This window comes from Salinisphaera sp. C84B14 (assembly GCF_040361435.1).
In the GTDB taxonomy this organism is placed as follows: domain Bacteria; phylum Pseudomonadota; class Gammaproteobacteria; order Nevskiales; family Salinisphaeraceae; genus Salinisphaera.
Genome location: NZ_APNL01000001.1, coordinates 12668 through 33107, shown reverse-complemented (window position 1 = coordinate 33107; position 20440 = coordinate 12668). Strand labels below are relative to the sequence as shown.

The window sequence follows — 20440 nt, the reverse complement described above, 5'->3', positions numbered from 1 at the left end:
ACCGAAGTATCTGACCGCCATGGCGACCGGTCAACCGTTCACGTGGTAGCGATTGTTACCGCGACCGGGCCGAATGGTCGGCCATATGGGCCCCGCGCTGGCCCGCCGGCCGCGGGGCGTGCACGGTTGTATCTTCTTCGACCTGATATTCCATCTGGGCGTTGAATTCAGCGCCCACGAGCACGGTCACGACCGTCACATAGATCAGCGTAAGCAGCATCACGACCGCGCTGAGCGAGCCATACAAGGCGGTGTACGAGTTCGAATAGGCCATGAACCACGAAAACGCCAGCGACCCCACCGTCCAGAACGCGACCACAACGCTGGCACCGGCACCCACCCAGCGCCAGCGCGGCGGCCGCCGGTCCGGTGCCCAGCGATACAGGGCCGCCAGACCGAACAGTAGAATCAGCCCGCCCACCGCCATGCCGGCCGCCCGTACCGCTTCCACCTGCCACAGGCTCCAGCCCAGCCGCGATGCGGTCACCGGCAGCCCGATCGCCAGAATGGCGGTGCACATCAGCCCCACGATCACCCCGATCGCCACGAACAATGATTTGAACAGCCGCCACCAGGTGCCGCGGTCGCTGTCTTCATGGTAAGCCGTGTCGAGCGCCAGCAACAGCGCAGCGACCCCCTGCTGGGCACACCACACCGCCACCACGAGACTGAACGCGCCGGCCGTCACCAGCTTGGTCAACGAGCGGCTGGAGACCGACTGCATCTGATCGACCAGCGAGAGCACCACGTCGGCCGGTACAAAGCCGCGCAGCGCCTGCATATCCTTGACCATCGCCTGCGGATCGGCGATCAAGCCGTAAAACGCGACGAACGCAGCCAGTGCCGAAAACACGGCGAACAGGGCCAGAAACGACACGCCCGCCGCGGTGATGGTCATATCGTGACGGCTGAACTCGCGGCTGACTCGGCGCACGATCTGCCACCAGCCGCGCCAGCCGATTTGTACCGGGCCCCGGGCATTGGCTACGCCGTCAGGCCGTGGGGCGGGATCGCGATCGGACATAGGCGAGTTCGTTGGCGAGGGCGTGACGTGAAGCGGGCCCGGACCGCCATGGCCAAGGATAATCATGGCAGCATAACCGGCCTTCGAATCCTTGAATATCGGTATCAGGCGAAATGGCCAACGACACGGCACGATCGGTTTTTCAGCGCGACGGCGACTATTTCGTCGCCACGGATCTGGCCCGCGGCCCCTGGGACGCGCGGGCCCTGCACGGCGGCGCGCCGGCCGCATTGCTCGCGCATGTGGCCGAACAGAACGCCGGCCACGAATTCGTGCTCGCGCGCCTGACGTTTGAGCTGAGCCGGCCGGTGCCGCTGGCCGCCCTGCAGGTCCATGCCGAGGCCAGCCGCGGCCGCAGCGCGCGCCGGATCACACTGGAGCTCGAGCACGACGGCGCCGTGGTAGGCCGTGCCATTGCCCTGATGCTGCGCGAGCAACAGGTCGTCGTACCCGACACGCGCTCGGATCCACTCACGCCCGCACCCGAGCAATGCAGCGCCCAATTCGAAACGCCCGGCATGCCCACCGGCGCGTTCTTTCACGATCAGGCCATGGAGATTCGCGTGGCCACCGGCAGCACCCGCGAAGCCGGCCCCGCGGCGGCCTGGTTTCGTCCGCGCGTAGCGCTTGTCGAAGGCGTCGAAACGAGTGCTGCCATGCGCGCCGCGGCCGCGGCGGACTTCGGCAACGGCCTGAGCTGGGTGCTGCCCTTTGACGACTATCTGTTCACCAATACCGATCTGACCGTCTATCTGCACCGGGCGCCGGTGGGCGAATGGATCGGCGTGGATGCGCAGACCGTCGCCCAGCCCAACGGCGTGGGCCTGAGCAGTTCCACGCTCTACGACACAAGCGGGCGTATCGGCATGGCCCATCAGAATCTGTTGATTCGCAAGCGCTAGCCTCGGCACCGCCGATCCGGTTGCACACAAGACATCGAACGAACGTTCGATTTTGCTTGCCGCCACGCGTACGAGCTTCTAAGGTGCATTGCACTTATTTGTTCAAACCACGGTACTGCCATGAGTTCGACCGATCAGAATCGCCAGTTTCGTCTCGCCGAACGGCCCCAGGGCCTGCCCAAGAAGAGCGATTGGGAACTGGTCAGCGAAGCCGTCGCCGAGCCCGGCAACGACGAGATCCTCGTTGCTGTCGAATACATTTCGCTGGATCCGGCCATGCGTGGCTGGATGAACGCCGGCAAGTCCTATATCAAGCCGGTGGAAATCGGTGAAGTCATGCGCGCGGGCACCGCCGGCACGGTACTCAAATCCAACCACGCCGACTTCGCCGAAGGCGACAAGGTATCCGGCAACTTCGGGGTACAGACTCATGCCGTGGTGGCCGGCAAGGACGCCCGCAAGGTCGATACCCGCCTGGCCGAACTGCCGGCCTATCTGGGCGTGCTGGGCATGCCCGGCATGACCGCTTATTTCGGCCTGCTGGATGTCGGCGGCGTGGCCGAAGGCGAAACCGTGGTGGTCTCGGCGGCCTCCGGCGCGGTGGGCGCGCTGGTCGGCCAGATCGCCAAGCTCAAGGGCGCACGCGTGGTCGGTATTGCCGGCGGCAGCGAGAAGTGCAGCTACGTCACCGATGAACTCGGCTTCGACGCGGCCATCGACTACAAGAACGAAAACGTCTACAAGGCGATGAAAGAACACTGCCCCAAGGGCATCGACGTGTTCTTCGACAACGTCGGCGGCGAGATTCTGGACTTCGCCCTCGCCAACCTCGCCCTCAACGGCCGTATCGTGATCTGTGGCGCGATCTCGCAGTACAACGCCACCGACGGCATGTACGCGCCCAAGAACTACATGTCGCTGCTGGTCAACCGTGCCCGTATGGAAGGCTTCGTGGTGTTCGACTATGCCGATCGCTACGGCGAAGCCGCCAAGGCGCTGGCCGGCTGGCTGTCCGATGGCAAGATCAAGCATCGCGAGGATATCGTCGAAGGCTTCGAGAATTTCCCCGAGACGCTGCTCAAGCTCTTTGAAGGCAGCAACTTCGGCAAGCTGGTGCTCAAGGTCTAGTATCCGGCCTGAATTCGCCCCGAAGCCGTATGCGCTTCGGGGCGACTGATGCCAAGCCGCGTTGCGTGTGAACGGCTACCATTACCACACGGCCCAAGCGCGCGCCACTTGGCAAACCAGAGCACACACCGGCCCATCGCCGGCGCCAGGCAAGCTCGTCAAGCAGTGCCAGTCGAGCTAGAGTTGCGCAGACAGCCACGCTATCTGCTTGCATGACCGACCAACCGACCCGTGGCAAACATCGAGCGACAGGCCGCGCACGCCCGTGAGCCGGCTGACCCACAGGCTGCGTTCATTGTTGGGGCCGCGCGCGTTGCCGAACTACGATCGAAGCGCCTTCACGGCCGATCTGGTGGCCGCAACGGTGGTCACCGCCCTGCTCATTCCCCAGGCGCTGGCCTATGCCCTGCTCGCCGGCATGCCGCCTGAAACCGGGCTCTATGCCAGCATGCTGCCGCTGGTGGCCTATGCCGTGTTCGGGCGCAGTCGTACGCTCGCCGTGGGCCCGTTCGCGGTGGTATCGATCATGACCGCGGCCGCCGCCGGCCAGGTGTCGGCCCAGACCGATATCGATAGCGTCACCGCCGCTATTACCCTCGCCCTGTTGTCGGGCGCGATCCTGGTGGCCATGGGCGTGCTGCGGCTGGGCTTTCTGATCAATTTTCTCAGCCGCCCGGTCATCTACGGCTTTATCGCCGCCTCCGGCGTGCTGATCGCTGCCAGCCAGTTCGGTCGGCTGCTGGGTGTCCAGGCCCGCGGCCAGACGCTCTGGACCATCGCCCAGGCACTCTGGCAGGAACACGACGCCATCCAGCCGGCGACCGTGCTGCTGGCCGGTATTTGCCTGGCCTGGCTGGTGGTCACACGGGGCTATCTGGCGGGCGCGCTCTCAAGGCTCGGCATTCCGCCAGCGAGCGCGCGACTGCTCGGACGTACCGGCCCGATCCTGCTGGTGCTGGCAACCACCGCCGCGAGCGCGGTCTATGACCTGCACGACCACGGCATTGCCACCGTGGGCACGGTAACCGCGGGGCTGCCTTCACTCTCGCTGCCGCTGCCGCCCTGGGCGTCATTAACCTATTTATGGCTACCGGCGCTGCTGATCAGCATCGTCACTTTCGCCGAGTCGGTGTCGATGGCCCAGACCCTGGCCGGCCCGCGCAACGAGCGGATTGCGCCAAATCGCGAGCTGGTCGGCCTTGGCGGCGCCAATATCGCCTCGGCGCTGTCGGGTGCCTTCCCCGTGAGTGCGAGCCTGTCGCGCTCGGTGGTCAACGACGAAGCCGGCGCACGCACCCGCGCCGCGGGCGCGCTCACCGCAGTGGCCGTGGCCTTGAGCGCGCTTTTCCTCATGCCCATGCTCGCCTATCTGCCGCTGGTCGCGCTTTCGAGCATTATCGTGGTGGCCATCCAGAGCCTGCTCAGCCCCAGCTCGTTTTTCAGCGCCTGGCGCTACTGCCGCCCGGACGGCTTCGCCTGGCTGGCGACGTTCGGAGTCACCCTGGTTCTGGGGGTCAGCGGCGGCCTGATGACCGGCGTCGCGCTGTCGCTGGTTATCTATATCTATCGCACGTCGAAACCGCACTACGCGGTGGTCGGGCTCATGCCGAACTCCGAGCATTTTCGCAACGTGCGTCGTCACGGGGTAAAAACCGCCCCGCACCTGACCATTCTGCGCATCGACGAAAGCCTGTATTTCGGCAACGCCCGATTTTTCGAGCAGGTCGTCGACGAGATTCGCGCCAGCCAGCCCGAACTGACCGATCTGGTGCTCATGTGTCCGGCGGTGAACTTCATCGACTATTCGGCGCTGGAAAGCCTGGAGCTGATCAGCGACAAGCTTGGCCAGCACGGCGTGCGCCTGCATCTGGCCGAGGTCAAGGGCCCGGTCATGGACCGCCTGCAACAGACCGCGTTTCTCAAGGGCATGACCGGTGGCGTGTTTTTGAGCACCTACGACGCCTGGCGAACCCTCCAGCGGTAAGCACCGCGCTTGCGCTCAGCCGGCGACGCGCTGCTGCAGGGCCATCGCCGCCTGTGGCGCACGAACCTTGCCTTCGCGGATGAAATAGGCAAAGACATCGCGCGACTGTCCGTCTTTGCCGGCGCTCTGAACATGGCCCTGGCCGACGTAGGCCAGATCCTTGGGTAAATCGCCCCGCGCCCAGCTGCTCAGACGCGTCGCCCAGGCTGCGAGTGCGGCCGCCGAGTAGCCGGTTTCGATTGCGTTGTCGCCACGCTGCAGACGCGCATAGACGAAATCCGCGGTGGGATCGGCGATGGCCGGATAGTCGTCGCTATCGGCATAGACGATCGCCACCCTCGCCTCGCGGCAGAGATTCACCGCATCGGCACAGGCAAAACTGTCGTGGCGCAGCTCGACGGCATGACGTAGAGCGAGCCCGTCGACCGTCGCCGGAAGCAGATCGAGAAAGGCGGCGAATTCCTCGGCCTGGAAGGTCTTGGTCGGCGGCAGCTGCCACAGAATCGGACCAAGCCGATCACCCAGCGCGGACAGCCCCGAGTTCACGAACCGGGCAATGCCCTCACCGGCCTCGTCCAGGCGCTTGCGGTTGACCACATAACGCGGCGCCTTGAGCGAGAACGCGAAGCCGTCGGGCACGGCCTCTGCCCAGCGTGCGAAGGTGGCGGGCTGCTGGGTGCGGTAGTAGGTGCCGTTGACTTCGATCGTCGCGAGCTTTTCCGCCGCATAGGCAAGCTCGTTTTTCTGGGCAAGAGCGTCCGGGTAAAACGTTCCCCGCCAGGGCTTGTAGGTCCAGCCGCCGATGCCGGCACGGATGGTGGCGTTCGGTTGCTCTGTCACGGCCCAGCCAAGGGCCTGTCGACGCGAGCGAAATCGCCGCGCCGCGAACCATTTTTGTGCAAGACAATACGTCGCGGGCGTGCTGTCGGTTTGCGACATGAGCCAGCGGCAATGCCGGACTGCGCGCCTCGAATAGTTACGCAGGGGATCCGCGTGCCGACGGGTTGCGTCCCGAAATCCACCATGCAGCGTTGCGCGTCGTTCATTTGGCTCACCCAGCATCTCTGCTCGCGCCTTGCCGGGCGAATTTGCGCAAGGCAACGCGACGATTGGCGTTAGCGTTAACAGGCGCTAGAGCAGACCGATATGCTCGAACAGTATCGCCGTGCCAATACCGATCAGCACGAAGCCGCCGACGCCTTCCGCATAGCGTGGCACACGTTTGCCGGCAAGGCCGCCGAGCATGAAGCCCAGGCAGGTCATCGCAAATGTGGTGGCGCCGATAATGAACACAGCAGGCAGGATCGGCACGCCGAGCACCAACAACGGCATGCCGACCGCTGCGGCATCGATACTCGTTCCCAGGGCCAATAGCAGCATGCGGCCGCCACTGGCAGGTTCGTCCGGCGCGCTTTTCGTATCCGGACGGACCGCCTCATAGATCATCTTCGTGCCGATACCCAGCAACAAGACGAACGCAATCCAGTGGTCGACCGCTGCGATGACCGATCCCAGCACCAGGCCCAGCGTCCAGCCGATCAGCGGCAACAACGCCTCGAGGGCACCGAAATAGAACGCGACGCGTACCGCTTCGGCAACCGGGGTGCGCCGTTGAAGCGCGCCCTGAGTCACGGACGCAGCAAAGGCATCCATCGACAGGCTCAGCCCCAGCGAAAATGACGTAAGGAGTGACATCAGCGATCCCGCTGTTTCGAACGGCTGTGCAATCGGGACGTCAGACTAGCTCAAAACCGATTAAAAACAATAATTTGCGCTATACCCAGATATTCAGCCCATGCTCAAACCCGGCAAGCGAACAGGATAATCCACCCATTTTCATGTGTTTGCACCCTATCGAGTTGACCCTGGGCTGATCAGCCGGAGGCATGGCGGTCGCCCGGCTGGCCCTGTGGCTGTGTGAGCTGCGCAGCCGGCGCCAACGGGCGGGCCGGGCAGGCCGGACAGGCGCCCGGCACTCGCGGCGATGTTGTGCTCGTATGGTGGACACCGCAAAATCGGCGGCCTGTCGTCGCCAACGTACCTGCCAACGTGATCAGCTACCGCCGCCGCGAACGTGTGATTGCTGCCGGCCTGACGTCGCTGTCGGGCTATGTCGATGCGATGGGCTTCATCGCGCTGGGCGGCTACTTCGTGTCGTTCATGAGCGGGAACTCCACACGGCTGGGCGTGGGGCTGGAAAGCGCCTGGTCGAAGGCCGCCCTGCCGGCGATGCTGATCGGCCTGTTCGTGGCCGGCGTGGTGCTGGGCACGCTCACCGGCCAGGTCGCGCGCAGTCGCCGCCCGAGCGCCGTGGTCGCGCTTGTAACGGTGCTGCTGTGCGCGGCCGCGATCTCTAACGACGCCGGCATGAGCTCGCTGGCGGTCATGTTCATGGCCCTGGCCATGGGGGCAGAGAACACCGTGTTCGAACGCAATGGCGAAGTCACCATCGGGCTGACTTATATGACCGGCACGCTGGTCAAGCTCGGCCAGCGCGTGACCTCGGCCCTGCTCGGCCAGGGCGATCGTTTCGCATGGGCCTGGTACCTGCTGCTATGGCTTGGCCTGGTGGTCGGCACGCTGGTCGGGGCGGCCGTCTATAACCGTATCGGCCTGGACGGCCTGTGGTTCGCTGCTCTGGCCGCGGCTGCACTCGGCGTCGCGGCGCACCGCTATATCGGTGCCGACGCGAACCCGAAGCTCTGATCAACGCCTTGCGGCTCGACTTCGAGGTCGCTGCCAGGGAACTACAAGGCGCAGCGACTGCTCAGGGGCAGGTCAAGCTGCGGGCGCCGTGGCGGCGCGTTTGCGGCCAACCGTAATCGGCGCCCACTCAGCGCAACCCAAAGGATTTGGTACGATTTTCCCTAGCATTCGCGCGACGTTGGCACGATAATCAGTGCCACTTTAATCAGTGCCACTTTCAAGCTAGGCGAGTTCTAAGCCGATAGAAGCCCGTATCAGCCGGGCGGTTCCATACCTTATGAATGACCGTGTTTGCACCTTGTCGTAATCGCTCACCGGCACATTCGCGGCCGGGCCGCCGCCTCGTTTCGCATCAGCACGCGCCGTCGGGGCGGCTACGCTCGTTCGTACGCCGCGTCGGCGTCTGGAAAGGCACGGCCATCTTCACGTTCGCCTCGACCCTTATTGCCTTTGCGGTCACCGGCGTCAGCCTGGAACTGGCCGGCCTGCGGCACGGCGCGATCGGCTACCTGATCGCGCTTGCCTGTTCCCTCACGATCATGCCCGCGATGATGGTCGCGCTGCTGTCGCTGATCAAACGTCTCGACGAAGCCGAACACGCGTTGTATCGACTCGCACGCACCGACGAACTGACCGATCTACCCAACCGGCGTGCGCTGTTCGAAGCCGCCGTCCACCAGTTGCAGACCGATACCGCCGTGGCCCTGCTGTTCATCGACATCGATCATTTCAAACGCGTGAACGACACCTACGGCCATCGCATCGGAGACATCATTCTCTGCCGCGTGGCCGAGGCGATCGACGGGCAGCTGTCGGCACGTGGCCTGTTGTACCGCTTCGGCGGCGAAGAATTTGCGGGCCTGCTTTACAACACGCCGCCGGCCGACGCACGCGATATCGCCGAAGCCCTGCGTGAACATATCCAGCGTACCCCGATCACCGTCGGCGAGCACACGCTCTACATCACGCTGAGCATCGGCGTGGCCACGGCCGACAACGCCCGCAACAGCCAGATCACCACGCTCATCGATCACGCCGATCAGGCGGTCTATGAAGCCAAGAATGCGGGCCGTAACAGGATTCATCTGGCACCCGCGGCATAAAGCGCTGCGAGATTGCTAACCGGCGCTAGTTACCTGCGCGGGTGTCGGCGTGGCCGTCTTCGCCGGCCGTGAACTGCGCCTTCTGATCCGCCGTAGCCGGCGTCTGGTATTGCTGCTTGTAGTCAGCATACGGCATGCCATAAACATGTTCACGCGCCTCGGCATCGCTGATCGAAGCGCCGCGAAGCTCGGCCTCGGCGCGATACCATTTCGACAGGCAGTTACGACAGAAGCCCGCCAGATTCATCAGATCGATGTTCTGCACGTCGGTCCTGGCTTGCAGATGCTTGACCAGGCCACGAAAAGCGGCGGCTTCGGCTTCGATACGGGTCTGTTCGTCCATGGCAATGCTCGTTCAAATGAATGAATTCGGTATACGCCCGTGCCGGATCGGCGGCCGAGCGCAGCAGGTATCAGTATAGAAGCCGCTAGCTGCGATCGCGGCCGCGGGTGGCCAGCGACTGGATGGCATCAGCCAGCGCCCGCACCGATTCCGGCGCACAGCCTTCGGCCTTGTTGTTGATGGTGATATACACCGGCTGATCCTGACCGGCCGTTCCGGCCGCCACGCGGGCAACGATCTCGCGCGTATGCGGGTCGGGGTCGACCATCTGGTCGAACGGGGCATAGCTCTCGCGCGCGGCCTCGTAGCCGTAGGCGCCGTGTCGGGGGTTGAGGTTCCATCGGCACACGAAGGGGCCGGGCCAGAGCTGGCGCAGAATGGGCAGTTGGTCGCCCGGAGCCGGCATCTTCGGGTGCAGCCCGAGGCAGTATGTCGCACCACTGTCCTTGAGCGCATCGACGAACGCCGGAGCCAACCACTGCGGGTTACGTACTTCGACCGCGACGACGGCATGGGGCACCCGCGCCTTGACCTGCTGCATGCGGCACAGCACCTCGTGCAGCCGGGCAATCAAGGCATCGAGATCGGCCAGCACGCGCCCCGGCAGCGGGCTGATCTGAAACACCAGCGCGCCGAGCTTTTCGCCCAGGCCCTCGCTCGCGGGCGCGGCGAACTCGTGCCAGGCCAGGTCCGCGTCCAGAAAATCGGGGTTGTCGCGTACGCCCTGGCCGCCGCTTTCACGAATAAGCGCATCGGTCACCCGGGCCGGCGCCTTGACCAGAAAGCGAAACCCGTCCGGGACCTGTTCGGCATAGGCTGCGTACTGGGCAACGCTCAGGGGCCGATAAAAGGCGCGGTCCAGGCTCACCGCCCCGAACAGCGGGTGACGGGCATAGGCCGACAAACCCGCACGCGAGAGCTGTTTTTCGCTGTACAGCCGATCCCACACGCGGTTCGCCCAGCCGGGGAAATGCCAGGACGACGTCCCCAGGCGCAGATGGGCCGGCAGCTGCACCGCCAACCGCTTGAGCGCTTCATCCGGCACGGCCGCGCCCACCCCGGCGTGGGCCGACGCCTCATCGGCAAACAGCGATCCGGTGCGCGCCGGGTCAGACGGGTGATCAGCCACCATCGATCGCCCCTGGCCGGATTCCACTCACCCCGGGCAAGTCGGCGCCCCTACGACTTGTCGCGACCAGTATGACGATCGAAGTTCGCCATGCATTCATCGAAATGGTCTTCGAACATCTTGCGGTACTGGGCCGTGAAGTACTCGATGGCGTTGTCGCGCTCCTCGGCCATATCGTCGCGGGTTTCGGCCGTGGCCGCGACCTGAAAGGCATTGAACCGCGCCGTGGCGTACATCAGCGAAGCACTGACCTGGCCGGCCGACACGCTCTGCGACTGGCGGTTGGCAATATCGATCACTTCGTCCGCGCGGCTGCGAAACGCCGGAGATAGGCTTTTTCCACTCATGGGCGCCTGTCCTGGAAGACATGAATTGGGCCGCACAGGATACCGGAGACGTTCGCTCACGAAACGCGCCCCGGGACGTACACAACAAGATCGGGCCCTGCCCGCGGGTAGCGCACAGGGCGCAGAAGGACTTTTGCGCAATGGCCAATTAAGAACCCGATTCGCGCGCCGACAAAGTAGAAGCAACCCAACCGGCCCGAAAAACCCATGAGCTATCGCTACGGCCTGGAAGATTTTCGTTCGGTCGCCGTGGGGGCGGCACTGCTGGGTAGCGGTGGCGGTGGCAGCTATCACGACGCACACAACGTCATCGCCGAGCTGGGCGATAGCGGCTGGACCGGCACCGTCGAGGTGCGCGACTACGACGGCGCGACCGATGCTTGCGTACTCGCCATGATGGGCTCGCCCGACGCGGCCGAGCATCTGGCCCTGGCCGATATCGAACGCGCCATGCACAACACCGTGGACGCTTTCGGCACGCTTTGCGGCATGACGCCGCGCTGCGTGATTCCGGTCGAGATCGGGCCGATCAATTCCACCGTACCTCTGATCGCGGCGGCATTGAACAGCCAATCGATCGCGTGGGTGGTCGACGGCGACGGCGCCGGCCGTGCCGTCCCCCAACTGCCACAGACCGTCTACGGCGGTGCCGCCGGGCTGGCGCCCAGCCCCTGCGTGCTGGCCGACGATGCTGCCTCGGCCGGCGCAATCCGGTCGGCCCGTATCGGCGCCGCAAGCGCTGCCGAAGTGGAGTCGTTGGCAGGCAGTCTGGTCAATGCATTTGGCAGCTATGCGGCGATCATGCTCTGGCCGTCGACCCGGAGCAACGGGTTCGCATTAAAAAACAATTATTTGCCCGGCACGTTAGAACAAACGCGCAAATTGGGGCAATATCTCATGCAGGGGGACGAAAAACCGGCGACGCAGGCGGTGGTTGAACGCATTACAGCGATCACCGGCCGACGCGCGTCGGCCGCTTTAATCCAGGTTTACATCACCGACGTCAAGCAGGCGACCAGTCAGGCTTCGCTCGACGTGGGCACCATCAGGCTGGACGACCATCCGGATATCGGCCAGAGCCGCAATACGTACTTCATCTACAACATGAACGAGAATCTGATTCTGTATTCGGCGCAGCACGAAGCCCCGCTTGTCGTGGCACCGGACTCGATCTGCTACTACGCCGAGCACACGGGACGCGGCTTCTCGAACGCCTTCGACGACCTCGCCCCCTACTATGATCGAGCCAACGCACGGAGCACCGGCATCGCCCTAAGCGTCATCAAGATCGATGCTGCCCCCGCCTTTCGTCGCGCCGCCGGCGTGGTAGAGAGTTTTACCACCCTGTTGCGCGCGATCGGCTACGGTGGCCGAGTGCCCGGCTGATCACCTCAGACTGCCCGCATGGAAGAAGAAGCGCTCTATAGAAGAAGGCTGGATCTGGCGCTGGAATGTAGCGGGCTCGACCTGTGGGAGAACGACCTGCTCACCGGCGAAGTCATCTTCGGGTTGGACCGGGTCTTTTCCGACCTGGGCTACGACAAGAGCGAAGCGGCAGGCTATATCGACGACATATTCTCCCTGATGCACCCCGACGACAAACCGGCGGTGGAACAGGCCATCGCCGACCATCTCGCCGCGAAGACACAGCGCTACTACAGCGAATTCCGTATTCGAGCCAAGTCCGGCGCCTGGGTCTGGTATGCCAACTACGGCAAGATACTGGACCGCGAAGGCGAGAACCCGGGTCACCGCTTCTGTGGGGTGAGCTTCAACCTCGACATCAAGAAGCGCCAGGAAGAAGAGTTGCAGGCGCTCAACGAGAAACTGCGCGAGCAGAACGCCCTGCTCGAACGCATGAACGCAGAACTGCATGCCCTGGCCACCAGCGATTCGCTCACCGGTCTTCGCAATCGTCGCTATCTGTTGAAAGCCGGCGAAGACGAGTTTCTGCGCGCGCGTCGGCTCAGGCACGAGCTGGCGCTATTGCTCATCGATATCGACTGGTTCAAACGCGTCAATGACACGCTGGGCCATGTCGCCGGCGACGAAGTCATTCGGGCGATCGCGCAGCGCTGCAGTGGGGGCACCCGCGCGCATGTGGACACGGTGGGACGGATCGGCGGCGAAGAATTTGCCATTGTATTGCCCGCAGTAGGCCTGGACGAAGCACTGGAACTGGCCGATCGACTACGACTCGAAGTGGCCCGCCAGCCGGTGGCGGTAACCGGCGGGCACAGTATCCATGTAACCATCAGCACGGGCGTCGCGACCCTGGCGCCTGAATGCCAATCGTTTCACGACCTGATGATCCTCTCCGATCGCGCCCTTTACCGCGCCAAGGATGCCGGCCGCAACGCGGTCTGCGGCCCGGCGGCCTGACCGACGCCCCGCTCGGGTCAGCCCGCCAGCAGCAGCCACAGCGGTAACGTCAACATCGCGAGGGCTGTCTGCAGCGTAATCACGGCCGCCATGAGTTCACCGTCGCCACCCAATTGGCGGGCCAGAATATAGGCGGACGTCGCCGTCGATATGCCGGTGAACAGCAAAACCACGTCGCGGCTGACCGGATCGAGCGACATCCCCCAGGCCAGCGTCATGGCAAGCGCTGGCACGAGTCCGAGCTTCACGGCGCTGGTAAGCCAGAGCGTGCGCCCGCCGTGTACGAGATAGCGCGGACGCAGCGCCACCCCGACGGCGATCAGCCCAATCGGCAACGCCGGCCGCCCGACCAGTTCGAGCAGCGGCCCGCTCCAACCCGGCAGGCCGATATGCAGGGCATTGAGCGCGATGCCGACGACGCACGCCAGGATCAGCGGGTTGCGCACCAGTTCAAGCAGGCTGCGAGCCAGGCTCCTGCGGCCCAATGTGCCCACGCCAATGAAACAGGCCACGCTCAACAGATTGACCGTCGGCACGAGCAAGGCGATTACCACCGCTGCGCTCGCCATGCCGGCCTGGCCATGCAGAGCGCCGGCCCCGGCAACCGCAACATAGGTATTGAAGCGCAGTGCGCCCTGGAACACCGAGGTGAAGGCAGCGTCGCCGCGCGCCAGATAGCGGCGCAAACACCACAGACCGATCGCTACGGCCAATATCGTACCCAGACACACCAACGCCAGCCGGGCTATCGGCACATCGGCGACATCCGCCGTGGCCAGCGTATGAACCAGCAGAGCCGGAAAGAATACGTAGTAGACCAGCCGCTCCGCACGCGGCCAGAAATCGCCGCCCGGATAGTTGAGGCGCCCCAGTACGGCACCGAATAAAATCAGTGCAAACAAGGGCCCCAGTGCATTCTGGATCGCGAGCATCGCGTCTAGCCTAATTCAAAAAGGGCTCACGGCGGCATAGCTGATCGGCCGCCTGCTGCCTGCCCGCGGTTGTGGCCAGCGGATCGCCATCCGCCCCCGCGCGTGCGCCAGCCAGGTTTATGCCGAGCCCAGCCACTCGCGGGCGAACACGTCGGCGGCAACCGGCATGCCCAGATGAAACCCCTGCACGCAGTGCACGGGGTACTGCTTCAGTGCGGCCAGCTGCGAGGCCTGCTCGACCCCTTCGGCCACCACCTTGAGACCCAGCTCGTGGGCCAGGCCGGTGACCGCCGCCACGATCGCCCGACTGCCGTGGGCGGTCTGCATGCGGGCCACGAAGCTGCGATCGATTTTAAGGGTGGTGACCGGCAAATCCTGCAGATAGCGCAGCGATGAATAGCCGGTGCCGAAATCGTCGATCGCCACGCCACAGCCGAGTTCGCGCAGGGACTGCAGTATATGGGTCGCCTGCTGGCTTTCATCCAGCAGCGTGCTCTCGGTGAGCTCGACGTCGATCAGGCCGGGCGGCAGCTCGTGCTCGGAGAAAATCGCGGCAAGGCGCGCCGGCAGGTCGTTCTGCCAGAACTGCTTGGCCGAGAGATTGACTGCCACCGGCACCACGGCCTGGCCCGCCGCGAGCCAGCGCTGCTGCTGTGCGGCCACCTTGCGGATCAGGCGCCGCCCGAGCGGCAGGATCAGGCCCGAGCGTTCGGCCACCGGTATGAAATCCGCCGGCGCGACGTGGCCAAAGCCGGGATGTTGCCAGCGCAGCAACGCCTCGGCCCCGCGCAGGGCGCCGCTGCGGGTATCGAAAATGGGCTGATAGTGCACGTCGAGCCCCGCGCCGGTTTCCGCGGTATCGCGCAGCGCGCTTTCCATGGCCAGGTGATGGTTTTCCTGCACATGGGTTTTCGAATTGAACAGCCGATAGGTATTGCGGCCTTCCTGTTTGGCCCGATACATGGCCGCATCGGCATTGCGCATCAGGTCGTCGATGGTCGCTGCATCATCGGGATAGAAACTGATTCCCAGGCTGCCGCCCACACGAAACTCGTGGCCGTCGATCTTGAACGGCTCACTGATGGCCGCGATCAGCCGCCCGGCGATGTGGGTGGCCTCCGCCGGCTCGTCGAGATCGGGCAGCAGGGCAATGAATTCATCGCCGCCCAGGCGCGCGAGCGTGTCGTCCTCGCGCAGGCGTGCGCTCAGGCGCTGGGAGACCTGCAGCAGCAGCTCGTCGCCGATGGCATGGCCCAGCGAATCGTTGACCTGCTTGAAGTGGTCCAGGTCGATGAAGATCACTGCCAGACGCCGGCTGTTGCGATGGGCATGACGCATGGACAACGACAGACGGTCTTCGAGCAGGCGGCGATTGGGCAGGCGCGTCAACGCATCGTAGTAGGCCAGCCGCCGGACCTGTTCTTCGTTTTCCCGAATATGGGTGATGTCGCTGAACAAGGCCGCATAGTTGGTGGTTTCGCCGGCCTCGTCGCGAATCGCGGTCACGGTCAGCAGCTCCAGGTACAGCTGGCCGTTCTTGCGCCGGTTCCATATTTCGCCGCGCCAGTAGCCGTTGCTCTTGAGCGAATGCCACATGCGCGCGTAGAAATCCGCCTCGTGGCGACCGGAAGACAGCAGCGCGGGCGTACGTCCGATCACCTCTTCCGGTCGATAGCCGGTCATATGGGTAAAGGCGGGATTGACGAACTCGATATGGGTCTGCGCATCGGTGATGATGATGCCTTCCAGCGAGGCATCGATGACCCGCTCGGCCAGCTCCAGGTTGAAGCGCGATTGCGACAGCGCCTGATCGCGCTGGGCGAGCGCCTGGCGCAGGTCTTCGATATAGAACTGCTCGTTGCCGTCCAGCATCTCGCGAAAACCGAGCAGGCCGACGACCTGCTCGCTTTCATCAATGACGGCCAGATGCCTTACCCGGTTCGCGATCAGCTGATCGCGGGCATGAATCAGCGTATCGCCCGGCGCCACGCTCAACAGCGGTCGGGTGGCCAGTTCGCCCACGCTCACCTGCCCCGGATGCGCGGCCACGAACCGCACGAGATCGCGCTCGGTGATGATGCCCAGAGCCTGCCCGGGCTGCGTGATCACCGCAGCATCGGTGTGGGTAAAGCGCATGCGCGAGGCGAGCTCGCCGAGGGTCAGCGTACCCGGCAACACCAGCGGCGTTTTGCACATGGCGTGGCGAACCTCGCGCAGCCGCAGGTAGCTCTCCAGCCCCTGATTGAGCACGGCATCGCTTCGCGAAAGAATGCCCAGCGGCGCCTGGGCCTCATCCACCACCAGAAAATGATGCCGGTTTTCGGCAGCGAAACGCATGGCCGCCTCGCCAAGCGAGGCGTCGGCGGCAATCGTGGCGATGGATTCGATCATCAGGTCGCCGATCGGCTGGCGTAGCGCGCCGGGGTCGGCGAAATCCAGGTAAATGCAGTCGTGCTCGGTCCATATGCCCACCGGCTCGTCGTTTTCCATTACCAGCATCGAGCTGCAGCGGCGTTCGGCCATGCGTGCTGCGGCCACGTCCAGCGGCGTATGCCGATCGCAGCTGAGAAGCCCCGTCTGCATGATGCGTTCTACGGGCAAGTCTTGATTCATCGGTTGGAACAGGTTGCGGCACGACAGATGACGGATCGCAGGCGGCTGCCCGAATCCTTCGGCGCAAGCGTTGCGGGCCCGATCGGGGCGCCCCGCACACGGGAGCGCTTGAGTCCGGGCCGACGAACACGCTGCGCGAGCCGCCATTATCGCCCGACGCGCCTACGTTTGCATGCGCTGCATCAATCGCCAGACCGGCACGCTGCGGCCTGCCGACCAGCCCCGGACCGCCGCGGTATCGCGATCAACGGTGCACGATGTCCAGCTGTTCGAACGCCCCGCGGGCATGATCTTCGCGGAACATCGCGTGATCACGGCGTACCCGATCCGCGGCTTCCATGGCGAACTCCACCATATCGGCGACGAACAGCTCGGGCGGGCCGATCGCGTTGACGATGGCCGGCTCGATGTCGTAATCGATCTTGCCGGACTCGTCGGACAGCGCATGCACACGGGCCAGCATACGCCCACAGATCTCGGCGTACGCCTTCCACTGACTCTTGGAGAGGTCGTCGAGATCGATATCGTCGCGAAACGGGGCGCGCTCGCGGGACATATAGCTCAATCCGTCGAATTCGATATGACCGTAGAACACGTCGCCGCGTACCAGTTGCACGGTCTGGGCATGGCTGATGCGCTCGGCGCGCTCGTCCATTTCGTAGGCCGAGGGCGGCACCAGGCCCGCCAGCGCCGAGCGGCGTGCCTGCTTGTATTCGATGATCAGGTCATCCGTGCCGTCGGCCTGCGGGCCTTCGATGAGCACGTAATAGCGGTTGAGACCGAGCGATGCCGTGCCCTGCCCGCGCCGGATCGCCACGTCCTTGACCCGCATGCCTTTCGCCCGCTCGGGCACGGCGATGTCGTTGTTCTTGACCAGACGGTCGGTGATCTTCTGAAACTCTTTGCGCCGCGACGAGATCGGCACCAGCTCCTCGGTCGAGCGAAAGCCACGCTTCGTCTCGTCGAGATAATCATCGACCAACCACTCGGCACGTTCTTCGTGGGCCTCCTTGAACAGCTTGCGAATGAGTTTGGGCGCGTTGTCGAAACGCATCTCCTCGTTCTGTTCCGTGCCCTCGCGCGCCAGGCGCTGCATGTCTTCGATATAACCCTTGACGAAGCGACGCACGATCTTGATCTGCTGCTTGCGCTCGAGCTCGCCCTCCGCCTCGGCGGCGATCATGAAGCCGACCGCGCCGCGTTTGATGTCCCAGGTGAACGGGGCGTAGTAGGCCTCGTCGAAATCGTTGACCGAAAAGATCGGCACGTTGTTCGCATTCGGCATCACGCCGAAGTTTTCCGGATGCACATCGCCCAGGGTGAGCACGGTGGGCATCCAGGCGTCCTCCCCGGCCATGTCGCGATAGAACAGCAGGGCCGTACCGCGAAAGAACGAATACAGCGAATCCGACAGTTCGTCGAACTTGATGGCGGCATCCTCGGAGGAATCGGCGATACGTGTTTCGTGGTCCTCGCGCAGGCACTGGCGCACGTGACGGCGCCGATCATGGCCGCTGAGAATACGCGGGCGCAGTACGAACTCGCCGGCCGCGACCGACTCGGCCAGCCGCTGGAACGCATCGAAGCGCGTCGCCACGACCGGCCGCGCGTCTTCGAAGGATTCGCGCTCCAGCGCAGCCGCCAGCTCTGCCTTGCTCATCGACGATCGCCCTTCGATGCCCTGCTGCTGTGCCTGTTCGTAGAGCGCCTTGCGCGTTTGCTCCGGTTCTTGCGTCATGCCTGCCTCGTCCCCTGGGGTTCGCCCCGATATGGATACCTGTCGCAAACCTCAGCATGCCCGACTCACAGCGCACGCGCATGCACGCCACGCTTTAAACCCTCACGGATGCACCACGGCGACGTTTCGACAGCCTCGATTACCCTTGCTGACTTGCATCAGAGCGCATGCAAGATCAGCGGTTCTTTTCGAAATCTTCGTAATCGGCGGTTGCGACCACTACACTGACGGTAACAACCATTGCATTGGCGGCCGCACCCCTCGGCAGCCCCATGTATCACCGGAGTCTGTTTTGAACGCCACCTCAACCCGACCGTCGGCGGCTGGGATTCACCCGCTGCACGGCCTGCTGCTATCCGGCAGCTTTCCGCTGTTTCTCGGCGCGGCACTCAGCGATTACGCCTATGCCACGTCCTATCTTGTGCAGTGGAGCACCTTCGCCTCCTGGCTGATCGCGGGCGCGCTCGTGTTCACCGGTTTTGCCATGCTCTGTGGCTTGATCGGCCTGTTCCGCGCCAGCCATCGCGGGCCGTACATCCTCTATTTCCTGCTACTGCTGGCGACCTGGGTGCTGGGCTTCGTCAACGCGCTGATTCATGCCCGCGACGTCTGGGCCATGATGCCAACCGGCTTCATCCTGTCCATCGTCGTTGCCGTGCTGGCCTGTGCCGCGACGCTACTCGGTTTTGCCCGCCTCGGAGGCCGGTCATGAATACACGCCGCATTGTCTACGTCTGTGCCAGCGCCCTCGCGCTTACCTTGTTCACCGGCGCGGCCACGGCCGCGAATTCCGAGCAGCAGTTCGGCGCCAACCCGAACCTGCCCGAGCCGCAGCGCGGGCTGCTGCCCAACATGACGATTCCCGAGCCCGCAGAGTGGGGCGATACCAAACCCACCGTACCTGCCGGCTATACGATCACCGCCATCGCGACCGACCTGAAGGTGCCGCGCCAGACGCTGGTGCTGCCCAACGGCGATATCCTGGTCGCCGAAGGCAAGGGCGGCAGCAAGGCGCCCAAGAAACGTCCCAAGGACTTCATTGCCGGCATCATCAAATCGCGGGGCACGACCTCGGTAAAAAGCGGCGACCGGCTCACCCTGCTGCGCGATGCCGACGGCGACGGCAGCTACGAACAGCAGAACGTCTTCGCAGACAACCTCAACGCCCCCTACGGCCTGGCACTGATCGATAACAATCTGTACGTGGCCAATCAGGACGCGCTGGTGCGTTTCGACTACCAGCCCGGCCAGACCGAAGCCAGCGGCGAGCCGGAAGTGGTCACGCCCCTGCCCGCCGAAATCAACCATCACTGGACCAAGGCGATGACCGCCAGCGCCGACGGCGAACATCTCTATGTCGGCATCGGCTCCAACAGCAATATCACCGAACGTGGCATGGAAGCCGAAGTCGACCGGGCCGAGATCTGGGAGATCGACCCGGAAACCGGCGCCCATCGCGCCTATGCCACCGGCCTGCGCAACCCCACCGCCCTGACCATCCAGCCGGGCACCGACCAGCTCTGGGCCGTGGTCAACGAACGTGACGAACTCGGCCCGAACCTGGTGCCGGACTATCTGACTACGGTTCAGGAAGGTGCGTTCTACGGCTGGCCCTACAGCTACTGGGGTCAGAACGTCGATCCGCGCGTACGTCCGAAAAACCCGGAGAAAGTGAAGGCGGCGATCGCGCCGGACTACAGCCTCGGCTCGCACCATGCCCCGCTGGGCGTGGCGTTCTCGAACGAACAGGTGGGCGGCGATTTCGCCAACGGCGTGTTCGTGGGCGAGCACGGCAGCTGGAACCGCGGCGATCCGGTCGGCTATCGGGTCGTGTTCATTCCCTTCGAAAACGACGAACCCGCGGGCGACCCGGTCGATTTCGTCTCCGGCTTTCTAACCGACGACGGCAAGACCCGCGGCCGCCCGGTGGGCGTGAGCGTGACCCCCGACGGCGCGGTGATCGTGGCCGACGATCTCACCAACGCGGTCTGGCGCATCACCCGGGACGACGCCACGTCGCAGCCGGACAACGCCGAAGACGGCACGACCGGCGACTAATCACCTGCCCAAACGACGCCCCGGCGCTGCTCTAGCGTCGGGGCGCTGCAC

Annotated in this window: 18 protein-coding genes; 9 read left to right on the top strand and 9 right to left on the bottom strand. The window is 64.3% G+C overall.

All coding sequences use genetic code 11. The annotated features are described in order from the left end of the window. Positions 1-55: 55 nt before the first annotated feature. Entirely contained in the window at positions 56-1024 is a 969-nt protein-coding gene (locus C84B14_RS00150; RefSeq protein ID WP_353221359.1) for a YihY/virulence factor BrkB family protein, read from the bottom strand. A 113-nt stretch (positions 1025-1137) separates the two neighbouring features. Here C84B14_RS00150 and C84B14_RS00145 point away from each other — a divergent pair, with 113 nt between their 5' ends. From C84B14_RS00145 to C84B14_RS00135, 3 genes are all read left to right on the top strand, one after another. Continuing rightward, positions 1138-1926 (top strand): thioesterase family protein, encoded by a 789-nt coding sequence (locus C84B14_RS00145; protein WP_353221358.1) that lies wholly within the window; start codon positions 1138-1140, stop codon positions 1924-1926. A gap of 120 nt (positions 1927-2046) precedes the next feature. Further along, positions 2047-3054, top strand: a complete 1008-nt coding sequence (locus C84B14_RS00140; protein ID WP_353221357.1) for an NADP-dependent oxidoreductase — start codon at positions 2047-2049, stop codon at positions 3052-3054. Between the two features lie 295 nt (positions 3055-3349). Next, entirely contained in the window at positions 3350-5038 is a 1689-nt protein-coding gene (locus C84B14_RS00135) for a SulP family inorganic anion transporter (RefSeq protein ID WP_353221356.1), read from the top strand. Between the two features lie 15 nt (positions 5039-5053). On the opposite strand, the gene C84B14_RS00130 is transcribed toward C84B14_RS00135, so the two are convergent. Beyond that, positions 5054-5878: a DUF72 domain-containing protein gene (locus C84B14_RS00130; RefSeq protein WP_353221355.1), complete on the bottom strand. Its 825-nt coding sequence runs from the start codon at positions 5876-5878 to the stop codon at positions 5054-5056. Positions 5879-6169: 291 nt separating this feature from the next. Further along, on the bottom strand, positions 6170-6733 hold the full coding sequence (locus C84B14_RS00125; protein WP_348767913.1) for a manganese efflux pump MntP: 564 nt from the start codon (positions 6731-6733) through the stop codon (positions 6170-6172). Between the two features lie 354 nt (positions 6734-7087). On the opposite strand from C84B14_RS00125, the gene C84B14_RS00120 reads away from it, so the two are divergent. Together C84B14_RS00120 and C84B14_RS00115 are read left to right on the top strand one after the other, a co-directional pair. Then, the gene (locus tag C84B14_RS00120; protein ID WP_353221354.1) at positions 7088-7744 is read left to right on the top strand and encodes a YoaK family protein; all 657 of its coding nucleotides are present in this window, start codon (positions 7088-7090) and stop codon (positions 7742-7744) included. A gap of 287 nt (positions 7745-8031) precedes the next feature. Beyond that, the gene (locus tag C84B14_RS00115; protein WP_353221353.1) at positions 8032-8847 is read left to right on the top strand and encodes a GGDEF domain-containing protein; all 816 of its coding nucleotides are present in this window, start codon (positions 8032-8034) and stop codon (positions 8845-8847) included. Positions 8848-8872: 25 nt separating this feature from the next. Here the strand turns inward: C84B14_RS00115 and C84B14_RS00110 are convergent, their stop codons facing one another. From C84B14_RS00110 to C84B14_RS00100, 3 genes are all read right to left on the bottom strand, one after another. Further along, entirely contained in the window at positions 8873-9190 is a 318-nt protein-coding gene (locus C84B14_RS00110; protein WP_353221352.1) for a DUF1244 domain-containing protein, read from the bottom strand. 85 nt (positions 9191-9275) lie between these two features. After that, a complete protein-coding gene (locus tag C84B14_RS00105) occupies positions 9276-10322 on the bottom strand; it encodes a DUF72 domain-containing protein (RefSeq protein ID WP_353221351.1) in 1047 nt (348 codons plus the stop codon). A gap of 47 nt (positions 10323-10369) precedes the next feature. Beyond that, entirely contained in the window at positions 10370-10666 is a 297-nt protein-coding gene (locus C84B14_RS00100; RefSeq protein ID WP_353221350.1) for a DUF3144 domain-containing protein, read from the bottom strand. A gap of 207 nt (positions 10667-10873) precedes the next feature. Between C84B14_RS00100 and C84B14_RS00095 the strand changes: the two genes are divergently transcribed. Beyond that, complete coding sequence (locus C84B14_RS00095; protein ID WP_353221349.1) at positions 10874-12052, top strand: S-methyl thiohydantoin desulfurase domain-containing protein; 1179 nt, start codon at positions 10874-10876, stop codon at positions 12050-12052. Between the two features lie 18 nt (positions 12053-12070). Next, entirely contained in the window at positions 12071-13048 is a 978-nt protein-coding gene (locus C84B14_RS00090; protein WP_353221348.1) for a GGDEF domain-containing protein, read from the top strand. Positions 13049-13065: 17 nt separating this feature from the next. On the opposite strand, the gene C84B14_RS00085 is transcribed toward C84B14_RS00090, so the two are convergent. The 3 genes from C84B14_RS00085 to C84B14_RS00075 form a co-directional block, all read right to left on the bottom strand. Continuing rightward, complete coding sequence (locus C84B14_RS00085) at positions 13066-13980, bottom strand: AEC family transporter (protein ID WP_353221347.1); 915 nt, start codon at positions 13978-13980, stop codon at positions 13066-13068. Positions 13981-14097: 117 nt separating this feature from the next. Continuing rightward, positions 14098-16563 (bottom strand): EAL domain-containing protein, encoded by a 2466-nt coding sequence (locus tag C84B14_RS00080; protein WP_353221346.1) that lies wholly within the window; start codon positions 16561-16563, stop codon positions 14098-14100. A 274-nt stretch (positions 16564-16837) separates the two neighbouring features. Next, entirely contained in the window at positions 16838-18331 is a 1494-nt protein-coding gene (locus C84B14_RS00075; protein ID WP_353221345.1) for a DUF2252 domain-containing protein, read from the bottom strand. 292 nt (positions 18332-18623) lie between these two features. On the opposite strand from C84B14_RS00075, the gene C84B14_RS00070 reads away from it, so the two are divergent. Further along, entirely contained in the window at positions 18624-19043 is a 420-nt protein-coding gene (locus C84B14_RS00070) for a DUF2231 domain-containing protein (protein WP_353221344.1), read from the top strand. Next, the gene (locus tag C84B14_RS00065; protein WP_353221343.1) at positions 19040-20389 is read left to right on the top strand and encodes a PQQ-dependent sugar dehydrogenase; all 1350 of its coding nucleotides are present in this window, start codon (positions 19040-19042) and stop codon (positions 20387-20389) included. Before C84B14_RS00070 ends, C84B14_RS00065 begins: the two co-directional genes overlap by 4 nt. Positions 20390-20440 lie beyond the last annotated feature (51 nt).